Origin of the sequence: Massilia sp. YIM B02769 (assembly GCF_030411995.1) — a bacterium.
In the GTDB taxonomy this organism is placed as follows: domain Bacteria; phylum Pseudomonadota; class Gammaproteobacteria; order Burkholderiales; family Burkholderiaceae_D; genus Telluria.
This window is the reverse complement of record NZ_JASNRC010000011.1, coordinates 74499-90005: the sequence shown is the minus strand read 5'-3', so window position 1 is coordinate 90005 and position 15507 is coordinate 74499. Positions and strand designations below refer to the sequence as shown.

15 protein-coding genes are annotated in these 15507 nt (G+C 66.1%); 1 reads left to right on the top strand and 14 read right to left on the bottom strand.

Features of this window, described 5'->3' with window-relative positions; translation table 11 throughout:
• Positions 1–66 precede the first annotated feature (66 nt).
• Entirely contained in the window at positions 67–900 is an 834-nt protein-coding gene (locus QPK31_RS18500; RefSeq protein WP_290424367.1) for a metallophosphoesterase, read from the top strand.
• A 6-nt stretch (positions 901–906) separates the two neighbouring features.
• Here the strand turns inward: QPK31_RS18500 and QPK31_RS18495 are convergent, their stop codons facing one another.
• From QPK31_RS18495 to uppS, 14 genes are all read right to left on the bottom strand, one after another.
• Complete coding sequence (locus tag QPK31_RS18495) at positions 907–1494, bottom strand: DUF6151 family protein (protein ID WP_290424366.1); 588 nt, start codon at positions 1492–1494, stop codon at positions 907–909.
• 248 nt (positions 1495–1742) lie between these two features.
• On the bottom strand, positions 1743–2939 hold the full coding sequence (locus QPK31_RS18490) for an EAL domain-containing protein (protein WP_290424365.1): 1197 nt from the start codon (positions 2937–2939) through the stop codon (positions 1743–1745).
• A 33-nt stretch (positions 2940–2972) separates the two neighbouring features.
• Positions 2973–3764: an RNA methyltransferase gene (locus QPK31_RS18485; RefSeq protein ID WP_290424364.1), complete on the bottom strand. Its 792-nt coding sequence runs from the start codon at positions 3762–3764 to the stop codon at positions 2973–2975.
• Complete coding sequence (gene rnhB / locus QPK31_RS18480; RefSeq protein WP_290424363.1) at positions 3761–4426, bottom strand: ribonuclease HII; 666 nt, start codon at positions 4424–4426, stop codon at positions 3761–3763. Before rnhB ends, QPK31_RS18485 begins: the two co-directional genes overlap by 4 nt.
• Before the next feature lie 346 nt (positions 4427–4772).
• On the bottom strand, positions 4773–5948 hold the full coding sequence (gene lpxB / locus QPK31_RS18475; protein ID WP_290424362.1) for a lipid-A-disaccharide synthase: 1176 nt from the start codon (positions 5946–5948) through the stop codon (positions 4773–4775).
• Positions 5932–6720: an acyl-ACP--UDP-N-acetylglucosamine O-acyltransferase gene (gene lpxA, locus QPK31_RS18470; RefSeq protein WP_290424361.1), complete on the bottom strand. Its 789-nt coding sequence runs from the start codon at positions 6718–6720 to the stop codon at positions 5932–5934. Before lpxA ends, lpxB begins: the two co-directional genes overlap by 17 nt.
• Positions 6720–7232, bottom strand: a complete 513-nt coding sequence (gene fabZ / locus QPK31_RS18465) for a 3-hydroxyacyl-ACP dehydratase FabZ (RefSeq protein ID WP_290424360.1) — start codon at positions 7230–7232, stop codon at positions 6720–6722. The genes lpxA and fabZ overlap by 1 nt, the downstream gene beginning before the upstream one ends.
• Positions 7222–8313, bottom strand: a complete 1092-nt coding sequence (gene lpxD / locus QPK31_RS18460; protein ID WP_290424359.1) for a UDP-3-O-(3-hydroxymyristoyl)glucosamine N-acyltransferase — start codon at positions 8311–8313, stop codon at positions 7222–7224. The genes fabZ and lpxD overlap by 11 nt, the downstream gene beginning before the upstream one ends.
• Positions 8314–8318: 5 nt before the next feature.
• Complete coding sequence (locus QPK31_RS18455) at positions 8319–8828, bottom strand: OmpH family outer membrane protein (RefSeq protein WP_374045824.1); 510 nt, start codon at positions 8826–8828, stop codon at positions 8319–8321.
• Between the two features lie 43 nt (positions 8829–8871).
• A complete protein-coding gene (gene bamA, locus QPK31_RS18450; RefSeq protein WP_290424357.1) occupies positions 8872–11220 on the bottom strand; it encodes an outer membrane protein assembly factor BamA in 2349 nt (782 codons plus the stop codon).
• Between the two features lie 65 nt (positions 11221–11285).
• On the bottom strand, positions 11286–12635 hold the full coding sequence (gene rseP, locus QPK31_RS18445) for an RIP metalloprotease RseP (protein WP_290424356.1): 1350 nt from the start codon (positions 12633–12635) through the stop codon (positions 11286–11288).
• Between the two features lie 13 nt (positions 12636–12648).
• Positions 12649–13827 carry a 1-deoxy-D-xylulose-5-phosphate reductoisomerase gene (ispC, locus tag QPK31_RS18440; RefSeq protein ID WP_290424355.1) on the bottom strand — a complete coding sequence of 393 codons (1179 nt, stop codon included), beginning with the start codon at positions 13825–13827 and terminating at the stop codon, positions 12649–12651.
• Between the two features lie 37 nt (positions 13828–13864).
• Positions 13865–14695, bottom strand: coding sequence for a phosphatidate cytidylyltransferase (locus tag QPK31_RS18435; protein ID WP_290424354.1), 831 nt, complete (start codon positions 14693–14695; stop codon positions 13865–13867).
• Positions 14695–15444, bottom strand: coding sequence for a polyprenyl diphosphate synthase (uppS, locus tag QPK31_RS18430; protein ID WP_290424353.1), 750 nt, complete (start codon positions 15442–15444; stop codon positions 14695–14697). The genes QPK31_RS18435 and uppS overlap by 1 nt, the downstream gene beginning before the upstream one ends.
• Positions 15445–15507 lie beyond the last annotated feature (63 nt).

Here is a 15507-nt window from a genome sequence, read left to right as displayed (position 1 = left end):
GAACGGCCCACCAATCCACGGCAGACATGCGGCAGCGCACTGTCGTTGCAGCTATACTTCGCCGCTATGCGCATCCAGCTCTTCTCCGACCTGCACCTCGAACGTTACGCCGACTTCCAGCCATACGTCGCCCCGGATACCGACGTCGTCGTCCTTGCCGGCGACATCGGCTCCTACCAGTCCGGCTCGCGCCTGACCGGCACCGACTTCGGCCTCGCCCGCTTCTCGCCCCTGCGCCCCGGGGCCGCCAAGGCGCGCGTGCTCTTCATCCCCGGCAACCACGAGTTCGACGGCCTCGAGTACGAGGAAACCTACGCCCGCCTGCGCGTCATCTGCCAGGAACTGGGCATCGAATGGTTGGACCGCGAAACGATCGTCATCGATCACGTGCGCTTCATCGGCACCACCCTGTGGAGCGACTTCGACGCCCTGGCCAGCCGCGAAACCGACCTCACCAAACAACTGCAACTGCGCGGCAAGGCCTTCCGCGCCGCCAACTATTACCTCAGCAAGAACACGACCCTGAAGGAGGGTGTTCCTGTGCTGGCCGAGGGCCTGCGCGAGATGTCGCTCGACTGCCAAGCCTGGCTGCGCGCCACGCTGGCCGAACCCTTCGACGGCGTCACCGTCGCCGTTACACACTTCGCCCCCAGCCTGCTCAGCGCCGACCCGCGCTACGGCCTGGCGGCGGGCACGGCCGGCTTCTGCAACGCCATGGACGCCCTCTTCCCCTACGCCGACGTCTGGATGCATGGCCACCTGCACTGCATGAACGATTACACAGTAACGGGCGTCGAGAACAGCCGGCCCTGGTCCTGCCGCGTGGTCGCCAATCCGCTCGGCTACCTGAGCAAGGGCGAGCAGGAGGGATTCCGGCCAGAACTCGTCGTCACACTGTAGCCGCTATCAGTACAGGCGGGCGCGCTCTTCCTTCGAGATCACCTGTGGCTGGCGCACCGGCGTAACGCCGCCGGATTCGAAGAAGGGATTATTCCTGTAGCCGCCGCCAAAGCGCGCGCCCATCAGCTTGCGGCCGATCTTCAGCAGCGCCAGGGCGGTAGCGAGCGGCTTTTTCTCCACCTTGCGGTAGGCCGATTCGGTATTCGCGTTGATCGACGAGCTGCCCAGCTGGGCATCGAGTTCGGCCGGCGTCGCATCCAGGCAGGCGCGCACGATGCCGACGTAGGACACCTTGGGGTCGCGCGGCGTGTTTCCGATCGGCGTGCGGCAGCAGGCGGCATACCAGCGGTACAGGCCTTTCGGGCTGAGCGACATGCAGGCCAGCTGGTCCAGGCCTTGCGTGAAGCGCAGGCCCGACGGCAAGGCCGCCGCCACCTCGGTACCGCCGGCGCCATCGAGGATCTCGACCTCGTTGCCGAGGAAGCGCGCAAAGGCGCGGCAGTCGCGGCAATAGCACTTCGCCCGCGCCGCCACCGCGCTCGTCTCCAGTTCGCCCTGCAGCTTGCCGCAGTGGCAGCGCACCCGTATGCTCATTTTCACTCCTCGAATCGACCCGCACACGTAGGGTGGTCGGCTCCACCCGGAATGTTGCGCATACACGCCGCGTGCGCCGCCCACGCGTTCAAACCCTGCCCGCCGGCCCGCTACCCGACAAGGCACCTCGCCGTTGGACGCGTGGACGGCGCCACCTGCACGATCAATCGCGCGGCAGCGGTCAAGCCGTCCACCCTACCGCATGCGCACGAACCGGGCCAGACGCCGCACGTCGCCACGCAACGCGCTCAGAAGAAATGCCGCCAGTCTTCCAGCCAGCCCGGGAAGGCGGTCGCCTCCATCGGATTGGCGATGTGGTAGCCCTGGGCATAGGTGCAGCCCAGGCCTTGCAGGAAGTCCCAGTCCTGGCGCGTCTCGACGCCCACGGCCACCGACATGCGGTCCAGGCTGTGCGCCAGGCCCAGGCAGGAGCGCAGCACGGTGCCCAGCGGGCGGCGCTTCGAGGCGCCGTCGACGAAACTGCGGTCGATCTTCAGTTCCGAGAACGGGATGCGCGCCAGCAGCTGCAAGTTCGAGCGCCCGGTGCCGTAGTCGTCGATGGCCAGGCCGAAGCCCATCATGCGCAGGCGCACCAGGCGCTCGATGAAGTTCGGGTCTTCGTTCAGCACCGAGGACTCCGGCATCTCGAAGGTGATGTAGTCCGGCAGCACCGCATGACGCCCCAGGCAGGCCGTGATCTGGCGCAGGAAGGCCGGATGGGCGAGCGTTTCGGGCGCCAGGTTGATCGAAATGGAAATCGGCGTGCCCTGGTCGTGGAACCAGCGGCAGCGCTCGACCGACAGCTCGATCATGCTCCAGTCGAGGAAGTCGATGCGGTTGTTCTGCTCCAGCGCGTCCATGAAGGCGCCGGGGCCGAGGATGCCGTGCTCGGGGTGGCGCCAGCGCGCGAACACTTCCAGGCCTTTCACCTGGCCGGTGGCCAGCTCGATCTTCGGCTGGAAGAAGGGTTCGAACTGGCGCTTCTGCAGGCCGACGCCCACTTCCGCGAACGAAAAGCGCGGCGAGGCATCCACGGCTTCCGGCAGCGCCGGCGGCTGGTAGTTGTCGAGCAGGGGTTTCAGCTTGGCGGCGGTCACCGGCTTGGCGATCGTACCCAGCAAATCGATGCCGTACACCTGGGCCAGGGTCTCGACCGAGAACAGCAGGTTCGCCGGCTGGGCGCCGGTGACGACCAGGCTGATGCCGGTGTCGAGCGTGGCCAGGTTGCGGATCAGTTCCAGCCCGTCCATGCCGGGCAGCGCCAGGTCGATGATGGCCACATGCAGGCGCGGCGTGAAGCTGGCCTGGAAGGTGCGCAATGCCATGTGCCCGTCGGGCACGTCGGTGACGCGGCTGGCGCCGAGGCGGCCCAGCATCTCGACCAGGGCGGCGCGCTGGGCGTTGTCGGCCTCGGCTACCAGAAAGTGCAAATGCGCGATGTCCATTATGGCTCCACGGGTTGGTACGCCCGGTGTATTCTACCGTGCCGCTTGCTGCTGGCGCAGCTGCTCGAAAAAGCACACGGCCGCCGCCGCCGCCACGTTCAGCGACTCGACCTGGCCCGCATGCGGGATCACCACCTGGTGCGACGCCAGCGCCATCAGGTCGTCGGCCACGCCCTGCCCTTCGTGGCCCAGCAGCCAGGCCACAGGCTGGCGCAGGTCGACCTCGTACAGCTTCTGCTCGGCATAGCCGCTCATGGCCAGCACGGCGATGTCCGAGGCCTTGATCAGTTCGGCCAGGTCGACGTTCTCGAAGATCTCCAGCACGAAGTGGGCGCCCATCGCCGCGCGCAGCACCTTGGGCGACCAGCAGAAGGCGGTGCCGGGGCTGCAGAATACCTGGGTGATGCCGGCGGCGGCCGCGCTGCGCAGGATGGAACCGGCATTGCCCGGGTCCTGCACGCCGTCGAGCAGCACGGCGGACACCGTCATGGCGGAAGGCGCTTGCGGTCGCGGGGTCTCGACCAGGAACATCAGGTTGACGCCATGCTCGACCTGGCTCAGCGCCCCGAACAGCGCCTCGGGCAGCGCCGTCACGTGGCCGCGCAGCTGTTCCACGCGGGTGACGATGTTGCCGACTTCCGGGTTGTGCAGGGCGTCTTCCGAGACCACGCAGTGCAGCGGCGCGCCGCGCAGGTCGAGCCAGGACTGGCACAGGTGCACGCCGTCGAGCAGCGTGCGGCCGGCCTTGCGGCGTGCCTGCGAGCTCGATGCCAGCGCCTTGAGTTCCTTGTAAAACGCGTTGTCGCGCGAGGTGACGGTCTTCATGCGAATGCCGTCTCCTCGGGCGCGGCGAAGAGATCGACCTGCAGCAGATTGCGCACCGGTGCAAACGAACGACGGTGCGCCGGCGACGGGCCGTGCAGGCGCAGGCGCTCCAGGTGCAGGGCCGTGCCATAGCCCTTGTGCTGGTCGAAGCAGTAATCCGGGTACAGCGCGTGCAGGCGCACCAGTTCGGCGTCGCGCGCGGTCTTGGCCAGGATCGAGGCGGCGGAAATCGCGTGGCACTTGTCGTCGCCTTCAACCACGGCGTGGGCGCGAATTTCCATAGGCGGGCAGCGGTTGCCGTCGATCAGGGCGAAGGTCGGTACGGTCTGCAGGGCTTCCACGGCGCGGCGCATGGCCAGCATGGTGGCGTGCAGGATGTTCAGGGTGTCGATCTCCTCGCACGAGGCCTGGGCGATGGCCCAGGCCAGCGCGTGCTCGCGGATCTGCGGCGCGAGTTCATCGCGGCGCGCTTCGCTCAGCTTCTTCGAGTCGCGCAGGCCCTCGATCGGGCGCTTCGGGTCGAGGATGACGGCGGCCGCGAACACCGGGCCGGCCAGCGGGCCGCGCCCGGCCTCGTCGACGCCGCAGACGATGTCGAGGTCGGTGAACGGACGCAGCCGGGGCGGAAGGCCGGGATAGAAGTTGACGCGCTTTTTACTCATCTGCTGCTTATGAATCTTTCAGAACTTTACTTTATGCGGTTGAATTCGCGCATTTTGAATGCGGAGTATTGTACGCGTACATGGGGGTGCGTGAAAGCAAAGGCGCTTGGTCAGCGTCGATTGCGCATGTGCAGTTCGTAGGGTGGGCACCCCGTGCCCACGCGGTTACGTGTTGATCCGGAGTCCACATCCGTGACGATTCGCTCCGCGCCGCCAAACGTGGATGACACGCTAGCGAGACGCATTTGGAGGCGCCGGCACAAAGCAGCGGTCACGTCAAAACGCGGCGCCAACTCTGCGCGCAGTTCCGCGTGGGCACGGAGTGCCTTGCGCGGCCCGGCCCACCCTACGCGCGCGCCCCGATCACCTGCAACACCGCCTGCGCGCTCTCCTGCGCGCTGTTGCGCAACAAACTGTGGTGCATGTCGGTGAAACGCGCCGCCAGCTGATCACGCAGCGCCGTGTCGTTCAGCTGCTGCCATACGGCCTCGCTCAGCGCTTCGGGCGTGGCCGCATGCTGCAGGTATTCCGGCACCACCCATTCGCGTGCGAGGATGTTCGGCAGGCCGATCCACGGCAGGTAGCCCATGTGGCGCATGATTTCCCAGGACGCGCGCATCACCTTGTAGGCGATCACCATCGGTTTCTTGAACAGCGCCACTTCCAGCGTCGCCGTGCCCGAGGCCACCAGCACCGCGTCGGCGGCGGCAATCGCGGTGTGCGACTGGCCGTCGAGCAGCATAAGCGGGGTGTCGGCCAGGCCGGCTTTCGCCACGATCTCCTTGAAGTAGGCACGCTGCTTGTCGCCGGCCATCGGCACCACGAAGGTCAAGCCCGGGTCCCGTTTCGCCAGCAGGCCGGCGGTGCGCACGAAGGTCTCGGCCAGGTATTTCAGTTCGCCCATGCGCGAGCCCGGCATGATGGTGACCACGCGCCCATCGGCTCGCAGGCCAAGCGCGGCACGGGCCGCCACAGTGTCGGGTACCAGCGGGATGGTCTCCGCCAGCGGATGCCCGATATACGTCACCGGCACGCCGGCGTCCTTGTAGATCTGCTCCTCGAACGGGAAGATCACCAGCATGTGCGACACCGCGCGCTGGATCTTCTTGATGCGGCCGCCGCGCCAGGCCCAGATCTGCGGCCCGACGAAGTGCAGGGTCGGAATGCCGCCCGCGCGCAGCTGCTCTTCCAGGCCGAGGTTGAAGCCGGGGTAGTCGGCGCCGATAAAGGCGGCCGGACGTTCGGCCAGTAGACGATCCCGCAGGCGGTTCTGGATGCCCTTGATCTCGCGGTAGCGCGGAATGATCTCGAACAGGCCGCGCACCGTGAGGGTCTCGATCGGCACGTCCGACACCAGGCCCTGCTCGATCATGCGCGGGCCGCCGATGCCGTGGAAGCGGGCGTTGGGAAGATGGGGACGCAGCCCTGCGAGGAGGCGTGCGGCGAGCATGTCGCCGGACACCTCGCCGGCGACCAGGGCTAGCGAAATGTCCGGACTGGATGCGTCAGCGGACGATGCCACGGGTAATGGCGCCGAGGAAGTCGCGCACGGCGCGGATATCGCCGGCCGCTTCGGGCGAGGCGCCCTCTTCCTGCTCCAGCGCGGCCTTGGCTTCTTCCAGCGTCAGGCCGCTGCGGTACAGGTGCTTGTAGGCGGCGCGGATGCCGTCGATCTGGGCGCGCGTGAATCCGCGGCGCTTCAGGCCCTCGATGTTGATGCCGCGCGCGGCCGCCGGGTTCCCGGACACCATCACGAAGGGCGGCACGTCCTGGGTCAGGCTGGTGTACATGCCGATGAAGGCATGCGCGCCGATCTTGCAGAACTGGTGCACGCCGGCGTAGCCCGACAGGATGGCGTGGTCGCCCACGTGCACGTGGCCCGCGAGCTGCGCATTGTTCGAGAAGATCGTGTGGCTGCCGACCTGGCAGTCGTGCGCCAGGTGGACGTAGGCCGAGATCCAGTTGTCGTCGCCCAGGCGGGTCACGCCTTCGTCCTGGGCGGTGCCGAGGTTGAAGGTGACGAATTCGCGGATGGTGTTGCCGTTGCCGATTTCCAGGCGGGTCGGCTCGCCCTGCCATTTCTTGTCCTGGGGCGCGGCGCCGATGGAACCGAACTGGAAGAACTTGTTGTCCTCGCCGATCGTCGTGTGGCCCTCGATGACCACGTGCGGTCCGACCACGGTACGCGCGCCGATGCGCACGTGCGGGCCGATGATCGAATACGGGCCGACCTCGACCGAGCTATCGAGCTCGGCCTTCGGATCGACGATCGCGGTAGGATGGATCGTGCTCATTACCCCTCCGAACCCGCGTCGGCTTTCGCGGCGCCCTTCATGTTCTCTTCGGCGGCGCCACGGATGGTGCACATCAGTTCGCCCTCGACGGCGACCTTGCCGTCGACCGTGGCCACGGCCTTGTACTTCCAGATGCCGCGCGCGACGCGCAGGATCTCGACGTCCATCTTCAGCTGGTCGCCCGGCTCGACCGGACGCTTGAAGCGCGCGTTGTCGATGCCGACGAAATACACGACCGAGTTCTCGTCCGGCTTCACGTTCATGGTCATGAACGACAGGATGGCGGCGGTCTGCGCCATCGCTTCGATCATCAGCACGCCCGGCATCACCGGCTTGTGCGGGAAGTGGCCATTGAAGAATTCCTCGTTGGCGGTGACGTTCTTGATGGCGGTGATGCGCTTGCCCAGTTCGACGTCGAGCACGCGGTCGACCAGCAGCAGCGGGTAGCGGTGCGGCAGGTATTCCTTGATGCCGTTGATGTCGAGGGTGATCTTGGTGGTGTCAGTCGTCATTTTTGTTTTCTTGGTTCTGCTCAATGAGCGTCTTGATGGTTTTTTCCAGCGTGCGGATTTTCTCGCGCATGGAATTCAGGTTGCGCACGATGGCCGCCGATTTTTCCCACTCGGCGTTCTTCGCCAGCGGATAGAAGCCGGTGTACTGGCCCGGCTCGAGCACCGAGCGCGAGACCATCGAACCCGAGGAAATATGCACGTTGTCGGCGATCTCGAGGTGGCCCAGCACCATGGCGGCGCCGCCGAAGGTGCAGCGGCTGCCGATCTTCGCCGAGCCGGCCACGCCGACGCAGCCGGCCATCGCCGTGTGCGCGCCGATGTGGCAGTTGTGGCCGATCTGGATCTGGTTATCGAGCTTGACGCCGTCTTCGATCACGGTGTCGGCCAGGGCGCCGCGGTCGATCGAGGTGTTCGAGCCGATGTCGACGTCGTCGCCGATCACCACGCGCCCGGTCTGCGGAATCTTGATATAGACGCCCGCCTCGACCGCAAAGCCGAAGCCGTCGCCGCCGATCACGGCGCCCGAATGGACGATGCCGCGCGCGCCGATGATGCAGCCGCGGTGGAAGGTCACGTTCGCGAAGAAGCGCGTGCCCTCGCCCACCACCGCCTTGCGGCCGATGAAGCAGCCGTGCTCGATGACGGCATTCGCCTTGACCACGGCGCCGGCTTCGATCGTCACGTGCGGGCCGATGTGGGCGCTGGCATGGATCTCGGCGCCCGGGTCGACGACCGCGCTCGGGTGGATGCCCGGCTTCGCGGCGTCTTCTTCCAGCGCCACGAAATACTGCGCGGCGCGGGCGAAATAGGCGTAGGGGTTGGTGGTGACGATGCGCGTGCCGCCATAGGTGGCGGCGACCGACGGATCGTCGAGCGGCGACAGGATCAATGCGGCGGCCGAGCTTTGCGCGGCCAGCGCGCGCAGCTTGCTGTTGCTGAGGAAGCTGATCTGGGTGGCGTCGGCGCTGTCGAGCGGTGCGATGCTCGCCACGACGAGATCGGCGTTGCCGACGAGCTGGCCGCCGAAGCGTTCGACCAGGTCGCCCAGGCGCACGCCGCGGGGGAGTTGAGCTTGTTCCAAAACGTTTACTTGTCCAGCTGTTTCAGGATTTTATCCGTGATATCGATGCGCGGGCTCGACCACGCCGCTTCCTGCAGCACGGCGTCGAGTTTTTCCTGCTCGGCGATCTGTTCGATCAGTTTATACGCCTTGGTGGCGATGGCGGCGCGCTCTTCGCTCTTGCGCTGCATCAGGTCTTCCTGGAACTCGCGGTTCATGCGCTGCACGTCTTTTTCCATGTCGAACAGTTCGCGCGCACGGCGCGTGCGTTCGATGTCGGTCAGGCGCGGCGCATCGGCGTCGAACTTCTCGCTCATCTGCTTGAACTTGGCCACCAGCTCTTCGTTCGTCTTCTGGCGTTTCGAGAATTCGGCCTGGATCTTGGCGTCGGCCGCCTTGGCCATCTTCGATTCCGTCATCAGGCGCTCGGTGAACACGAAGCCGATGCGGCTCGGCGCGTTCTGCGCCTGGGCCAGCGGAGCGGCGCACAGGGCTGCCAGCAGCAGGGTCCCGGGCAAGGCTTTCAGATTTTTCAACATAATTCTCCGCGGTGAAAAGAATGGCGCTCCAACGGGGGACTCAGAAGCCCGTCCCCATCTGGAACTGGAAGCGTTCGAGCTGGTCGCCCGGCTTGTCGTTCAGCGGCTTGGCGAACGACAGGCGCAGCGGGCCCACCGGCGAGATCCACGACAGGCCGAGACCGGCCGAGTAGCGCAGCTGCTGCAGGCGGATCGGCGATTTTTCCTGGAACACCTGGCCGCCGTCGGCGAACACGAACCAGCGCAGGCTGCGGTCCTTGCTGCTGCCCGGGAACGGGAACTGCAGCTCGGCGTTGCCGATCAGGCGCTTCGAGCCGCCGATGGCATCGCCGTACACCGGATCGACCACACCCAGGGTCGAGCTTTCGTAGCCGCGCACCGAACCGATGCCGCCGGCGTAGAAGTTCTTGAAGACCGGGTATTCCTTGCCGCCGATGCCCTTGCCGTAGTCGAACTCGCCGCGCAGGGCCAGGGTCATCCAGGTGGTCAGCGGACGGTACCACTGGTGTTCGTACACCGCGCGGAAGTACTTCGAGTCGCCGATCACGTCGAGCTCGAGGTTGGCGCGCTGGTAGCGGCCGTAGCTCGGGGTCAGCGCACTGTCGCGGCTGTCGCGGCCCCAGGCCACGGTCAGCGGGATCGCATTGCTCTTGCCGGTGCCGACGCCCGAGTACTCGCCCTCGGTCGGGCCGCCGTTCTGGCGCACGAACTGCTTGTAGATCTCCGGGCTGGTGGTGTCGGTGGTCAGCGTGGTGCGTTCCAGGCCGGCGCCGAAGAAGACGGTGTCGGTTTCCGAGAACGGCACGCCGAAGGTCAGGTTGCCGCCGGTCTGGCGCACCTCGTAGGAACCGATGTTCGACAGCGGCGGACGCGTGGTGCGGTGGTAGACCTGGAAGGCGCGCGAGATGCCGTCGTCGGTGAAGTAGGGATTCGTCTGCGACACGGCGATGGTACGGCTGTACTTCGAGGTGTTCAGGTCGAAGCCGACGGTGTTGCCCGAACCGGCGAAGTTGGCCTGCTGCACCGACATCGTGAAGGTGAACTTCTCGGCCTGCGAGAACGAGCCGCCGATCGTGAAGTTACCGGTCGGGCGCTCTTCGACGGTCATGTTGACGTCGACCTGGTCGGTGCTGCCCGGCGACTCCGGCGTCTCGATCTTCACGTCCTTGAAGTAGCTGAGACGGTCGACGCGGTCGCGCGAGAGCTTGACGCGGTCGGCGTCGTACCACGAGCTTTCGAACTGGCGGAATTCGCGGCGGATGACCTCGTCGCGGGTGACGGTGTTACCCGAGATGTTCATGTGGCGCACGTAGGCGCGCTTGCCCGGATCGACGGTGAAGGTGAACGCGACTTCGCGCTTCTCGCGGTCGAGGCTCGGGTCGGCGCTGACGTTGGCGAACGCGTAGCCGAAGGTGCCCAGGCGGGCGGCGATGCGCTTGTTCGAGGCTTCCTGCAGGGCGCCGGAATAGGTCTTGCCCGGTTCGAGCACGATCAGCTGGCGCAGTTCTTCCTCGCGGCCGAACATCTCGCCTTCCAGCTTCACGCTCGAGACGGTGTACTTCTCGCCTTCGGTGATGTTGATCGTGAGGTAGATGTCCTTCTTGTCCGGCGTGATCGCGACCTGGGTCGATTCGACGTTCGCTTCCAGGTAGCCGCGGTCCAGGTAGTAGGACTTGATCGCTTCCAGGTCGCCGGTCAGCTTGGTCTTGCTGTACTGGTCGGCTTTTGAATACCAGGTGAACCAGCCCGAGGTGGACAGCTGCAGGATCTCGCGGATTTCCTTGTCCGAGACGACCTTGTTGCCGACGATGTTGATCTGCTTGATGCGCGCGACCTCGCCTTCGTCGACGTTGAACATGACGTTCACGCGGTTACGTTCGATCGGGGTGACGGTGGTCGTGATCTTCACGCCGTACATGCCGTGCGAGAGGTACTGGCGCTTGAGCTCCTGCTCGGCGCGGTCGACCGCCGACTTGTCGTAGATCTTGGCTTCGCCCACGCCGATTTCGCGCAGGGCCTTGACCAGCATGTCCTTCTCGAATTCCTTGGCGCCGGTGAAGTCGACGGTGTTGATTGCCGGACGTTCCTCGACCAGCACCACCAGCACGCCGTTCTGTTCTTCCAGGCGGATGTCCTTGAAGAAGCCGGTTGCATACAGGGCCTTGATGGCGGCGATACTCTTGTCGTCGTCGAAGGTCTCGCCCACGCGCACCGGCAGATAGGTGAACACGGTGCCGGCTTCGGTCCGCTGGATGCCTTCGATCCGGATATCCTTGACAACGAACGGATTGACGGCGAACGCAGGGCCGGCGCACAGCGCCAGCACGGCCGCGCCGATCAGGCTGCGGCGAATGAACGGCAGGGCAAAACGATCTGGTTGTGAATTCATTGGCTAAATAACGGGTCAGTCATTGGACAACATACATATTCTTGTTTGCCGGTGCCGCGGGAAAATCAGAGCAATCGTCCCAGGTCATTGAAGATGGCGAGCGCCATCAGCATGAACAGCAGGCCTACCCCTGCGCGTTGAGCGAATGCCTGGATTCGCTCGGACAGGGGACGCCCGGTCAAAACTTCCAGCGAATAATACAGCAAATGGCCACCATCCAGCACTGGAATTGGTAACAGATTCATTACACCCAGGCTGACGCTGACCACTGCGATAAAGCCCAAAAACGTCGCGAGGCCCATGCGTGCTGTCTGTCCGGCGTAGTCGGCGATGGTCAATGGACCGGTGACATTCTTCAGCGAGGCTTGCCCGGTGACGATCCTGGCGATCATCTTGAAGGTTAGCGCCGTCATCTCCCAGGTGCGTCCGGCACCCTTGGCGATCGCCTCGAACGGGCCGGCCTGCACGGTCACGAACTCCACCGCCGGCGCCAGCTGGACCTGGGCCACGCCCTGCCCTTTCGCATCGCGATCAGGCGTGAGCGGCAGGCTCAGGAGATTGCCGTCGCGCCGCACGTCCAGCTGCAGGGTCTTGCCGGCCGCCGCGCGCACGGTGCGGACAAAATCGCCGGCATCGAGCAGCGGCTTGCCGTCGGCCTTCACCACCACGTCGCCGCGGCGCAGGCCGGCGCGCTCGCCGGGGCCGCCGCCGACAGCCTGTTCGACGACCGGCATGCCGATCCAGACATTCATGCCGAGCGCGCTCATCACGTCGCCGTCGGGGTCGCCTTCGGGGTCGACCGCCTTGAAGGCGCCCGCCGGGATGCTGGCCGCGTAGCTGCTGCCGTTGGCGCTCTTCACGTCGAAGTGGGCGTCCTGGCGGTCGACCGCGAGGTGGGTCACGGCCCAGCGCAGTTCCGAAAACGATTCCACCGGCTCGCCGTTGACGGCGATTACCACGTCGCCGGCGCGCAGGCCGGCCGCGTAGGCGGGCGTGTCCGCTCCCATGGCCGCCAGCTTGGCGGCGGGCTCCTGGGCGCCGTGCATGAACAGCGCGCCGAACAAGACAATGGCGAGCAGGAAGTTGGCAATCGGACCGGCCGCAACGATGGCGATGCGTTTCCAGACGTTCTGGCGCGTGAACTCGCGTGCCAGGTCCGCTTCATCCTTCGGCGCCGTGGCCGGGTCGCGCGCGTCGAGCATCTGCACGTAGCCGCCCAGCGGCAGCGCCGAGATCGCCCATTCCGTTTGATCGCGGCCGAAGCGGCGCGACCAGACGACCTTGCCCATGCCGACCGAGAAGCGCAGCACCTTCACGCCGCACAGGCGCGCGACCAGGTAGTGGCCGAGTTCGTGGAAGACGATCAGCGGCCCCAGCGCGAGCACGAAGGCCACCGCCGTGTAGAGAAAACTCATGGATATCCGCCTTTCAGTGTCGCGCCAGGCTGGCGACGATGTCGCGCGCCGCAGCGCGTGCACGCTCATCTTGCGCCATCACGGCCGCGATGTCATGCGCTGCGCCATGCGTGTTCTCGTCCATCACGCGGCGCACCACGCGGTCGATGTCGCGGAAGCCGATGCGGCGCGCCAGGAAGGCTTCGACCGCCACTTCGTTGGCCGCGTTCAGCAGGGCCGGCGCGGTGCCGCCGGCGCGCAGCGCGTCGAAGGCGAGCGCCAGGCAGGGAAAGCGTGCGAAGTCGGGCGGGTAGAACTGCAGCGCCGCCATCGCGGTCAGGTCGAGCTGGGCCACGCCGGAATCGATGCGCTCGGGATAGGCCAGCGCGTGCGCGATCGGGGTGCGCATGTCGGGATTGCCGAGCTGGGCCAGGACCGAGCCGTCGACATACGACACCATCGAGTGGATCACGCTTTGCGGATGGATCACCACCTCGATGCGCTCGGCCGGGGCGCCGAACAGCCAGTGGGCCTCGATCACTTCCAGGCCCTTGTTCATCATGGTGGCGGAGTCGACCGAGATCTTGCGGCCCATGGCCCAGTTCGGGTGCTTGCAGGCTTCGTCGGGCGTGACGTTTTCCAGCGTCTCGACGGCGCGGTGCAGGAAAGGACCGCCGGATGCGGTGAGCAGGATCTTGGCCACGCCGGACGCGTCCAGCCCGCGCGCATGGGTGGCCGGCAGCGACTGGAAGATGGCGTTGTGCTCGCTGTCGATGGGCAGCAGGGTCGCCTTGTGCTCGCGCACGGCGTCCATGAAGAGCTGGCCGGACATGACCAGGGCTTCCTTGTTTGCCAGCAGCACCTTCTTGCCGGCGCGGGCGGCGGCCAGGGTCGGCGCCAGGCCGGCGGCGCCGACGATGGCCGCCATCACGGTGTCGGTGTCGTCGCTCGCTGCGATCTCGCACAGGGACGCTTCGCCCCAGGCGATGTCGACCGGCAGGCCGGCCAGCAGGCGCGCCAGTTCGGCGGCGGCGGCGGCGCTGCCGACCACGGCGCGCCGAGGCTTGAACTGGCGGCACTGGGCGGCGAGTTCTTCCACGCGGCTGTGCGCGCTCAGCGCGTAGACCTGGTACTTGTCGGTGTGACGCGCGAGCACGTCGAGGGTCGAGACGCCGATCGAGCCGGTGGCGCCCAGGATGGTAATGCGTTGCATGTGATATTCCTTACAGCCGGTTCCGGGAGGCCGGCCTTTACAGCCAGCCGCCGATCAGTGCGGCCAGCGGCAGCACGGGAACCAGGGCATCGATGCGGTCCAGCACGCCGCCATGGCCGGGCAGCAGGTTGCTGCTGTCCTTCATGCCGGCGCGGCGCTTGAGCTGGGATTCGAACAGGTCGCCGACGACGCTGGCGGCGACGATCAGGACCAGGATGGCATACGTCGCCGGCCAGCCGAGGCTGGCCTGGACGCGCACCGGGAAGGTGTTGGCGAGCGCTCCGCCGGCGAAGACGATGACCAGGGTGGCGATGAGCAGCACGGCGATGCCGCCGCCGATCGCGCCTTCCCAGGATTTGCCGGGAGAGATCGAGGGCGCCAGCTTGCGCTTGCCGAAGGCCTTGCCCGAGAAGTAGGCGAAGATGTCGGCCGCCCAGACGATGGCCATGACCGACAGCAGGTACAGCGGCGAATACGCGAACAGCGCCACGATGGCGGCGAAGCAGCCGACCAGCGACACCGCGTACACCACGCTGAGCAGGGTGTTGGCCGTGGAATCGAGGGGCGGCAAGCCGACTTTCAGCGAGGGCGCGAAGCGCAGCGCCCACAGCAGCAGCGAGATCGCATACCAGAACACGGGGTTCGGCTGGGCCGGTCCGAAGAAGGCCCAGGCAAAGGCCGCGGTCCAGAACACGGCGACGATCGGCGCCTTGGTCGACTTCGGATTGAACAGGCGGAAGCATTCCCAGATCGCGGCGCCGAAGAACACGGTCGCCACCACCGCGAAGGCTGTGTAGTTGTTGGAATACAGGACCGGCAGCAGGACTGCCAGCAGCACGAGCGCGGTGATGATCCGGGTTTTCAGCATCAGGTTTTGTTCGCCACTTGTTCGCCGGTACGGCCGAAGCGCCGTTCGCGGGCTTGGTAAGACGCGATGGCCGCGTCCAGGGAATCGGCCGAGAAATCCGGCCAATAGGTATCGGTGAAGTACAGCTCGGAATACGCCAGTTGCCACAGCAGGAAGTTGCTGATGCGCTCTTCCCCGCCGGTGCGGATGAACAGGTCCGGCTCGGGCGCATATGCCATTGCCAGGTGCGGCGCCAGCATCTCCTCGGTGAACTCGGTCACGCCAGGGTGATTGGCGATCATCTTGCTGGTGGCCTGCATGATGTCCCAGCGGCCGCCGTAGTTGGCGCACACCGACACGGTCAGGCGCTTGTTGCCGGCGGTCTTGCGCTCGGCATTGGCGATCATGTCCTGCAATTTCGGGTCGAAGCGCGACAAATCGCCCACCACTTTCAGGCGGATGTCGTTGGCGTGCATCTTCGACACTTCGCGCTCGAGCGCGGTGACGAACAGGCGCATCAGCAAGGACACTTCCTCGGCCGGGCGGCGCCAGTTTTCCGACGAAAACGCAAACAGCGTGAGGTACTCGACGCCGCGCAGCACGCAGGCCTCGACCACGCCACGCACCGCTTCGACGCCCTTGACGTGGCCGGCCACGCGCGGCAGCAGGCGCTTGGTCGCCCAGCGGCCATTGCCGTCCATGATGATCGCGACGTGGCGCGGCACGGCCGGCACGTCGGGCACTGCAGTCGTCGAACTCTTGAAGATCATAAATCCATTGCCATCGCGGCGATACAAGGTGAAAGCGAAGCGCCCGGCCGGATACGGGCATCG

What these genes read in the sequence shown, in the direction of transcription:
- QPK31_RS18500 (WP_290424367.1), top strand. Translation starts at nt 67, where the DNA reads ATGCGCATCCAGCTCTTCTCCGACCTGCACCTCGAACGTTACGCCGAC.
- QPK31_RS18495 (WP_290424366.1), bottom strand. Translation starts at nt 1,494, where the DNA reads ATGAGCATACGGGTGCGCTGCCACTGCGGCAAGCTGCAGGGCGAACTG.
- QPK31_RS18490 (WP_290424365.1), bottom strand. Translation starts at nt 2,939, where the DNA reads ATGGACATCGCGCATTTGCACTTTCTGGTAGCCGAGGCCGACAACGCC.
- QPK31_RS18485 (WP_290424364.1), bottom strand. Translation starts at nt 3,764, where the DNA reads ATGAAGACCGTCACCTCGCGCGACAACGCGTTTTACAAGGAACTCAAG.
- rnhB (WP_290424363.1), bottom strand. Translation starts at nt 4,426, where the DNA reads ATGAGTAAAAAGCGCGTCAACTTCTATCCCGGCCTTCCGCCCCGGCTG.
- lpxA (WP_290424361.1), bottom strand. Translation starts at nt 6,720, where the DNA reads ATGAGCACGATCCATCCTACCGCGATCGTCGATCCGAAGGCCGAGCTC.
- fabZ (WP_290424360.1), bottom strand. Translation starts at nt 7,232, where the DNA reads ATGACGACTGACACCACCAAGATCACCCTCGACATCAACGGCATCAAG.
- bamA (WP_290424357.1), bottom strand. Translation starts at nt 11,220, where the DNA reads ATGAATTCACAACCAGATCGTTTTGCCCTGCCGTTCATTCGCCGCAGC.
- rseP (WP_290424356.1), bottom strand. Translation starts at nt 12,635, where the DNA reads ATGAGTTTTCTCTACACGGCGGTGGCCTTCGTGCTCGCGCTGGGGCCG.
- ispC (WP_290424355.1), bottom strand. Translation starts at nt 13,827, where the DNA reads ATGCAACGCATTACCATCCTGGGCGCCACCGGCTCGATCGGCGTCTCG.
- QPK31_RS18435 (WP_290424354.1), bottom strand. Translation starts at nt 14,695, where the DNA reads ATGCTGAAAACCCGGATCATCACCGCGCTCGTGCTGCTGGCAGTCCTG.
- uppS (WP_290424353.1), bottom strand. Translation starts at nt 15,444, where the DNA reads ATGATCTTCAAGAGTTCGACGACTGCAGTGCCCGACGTGCCGGCCGTG.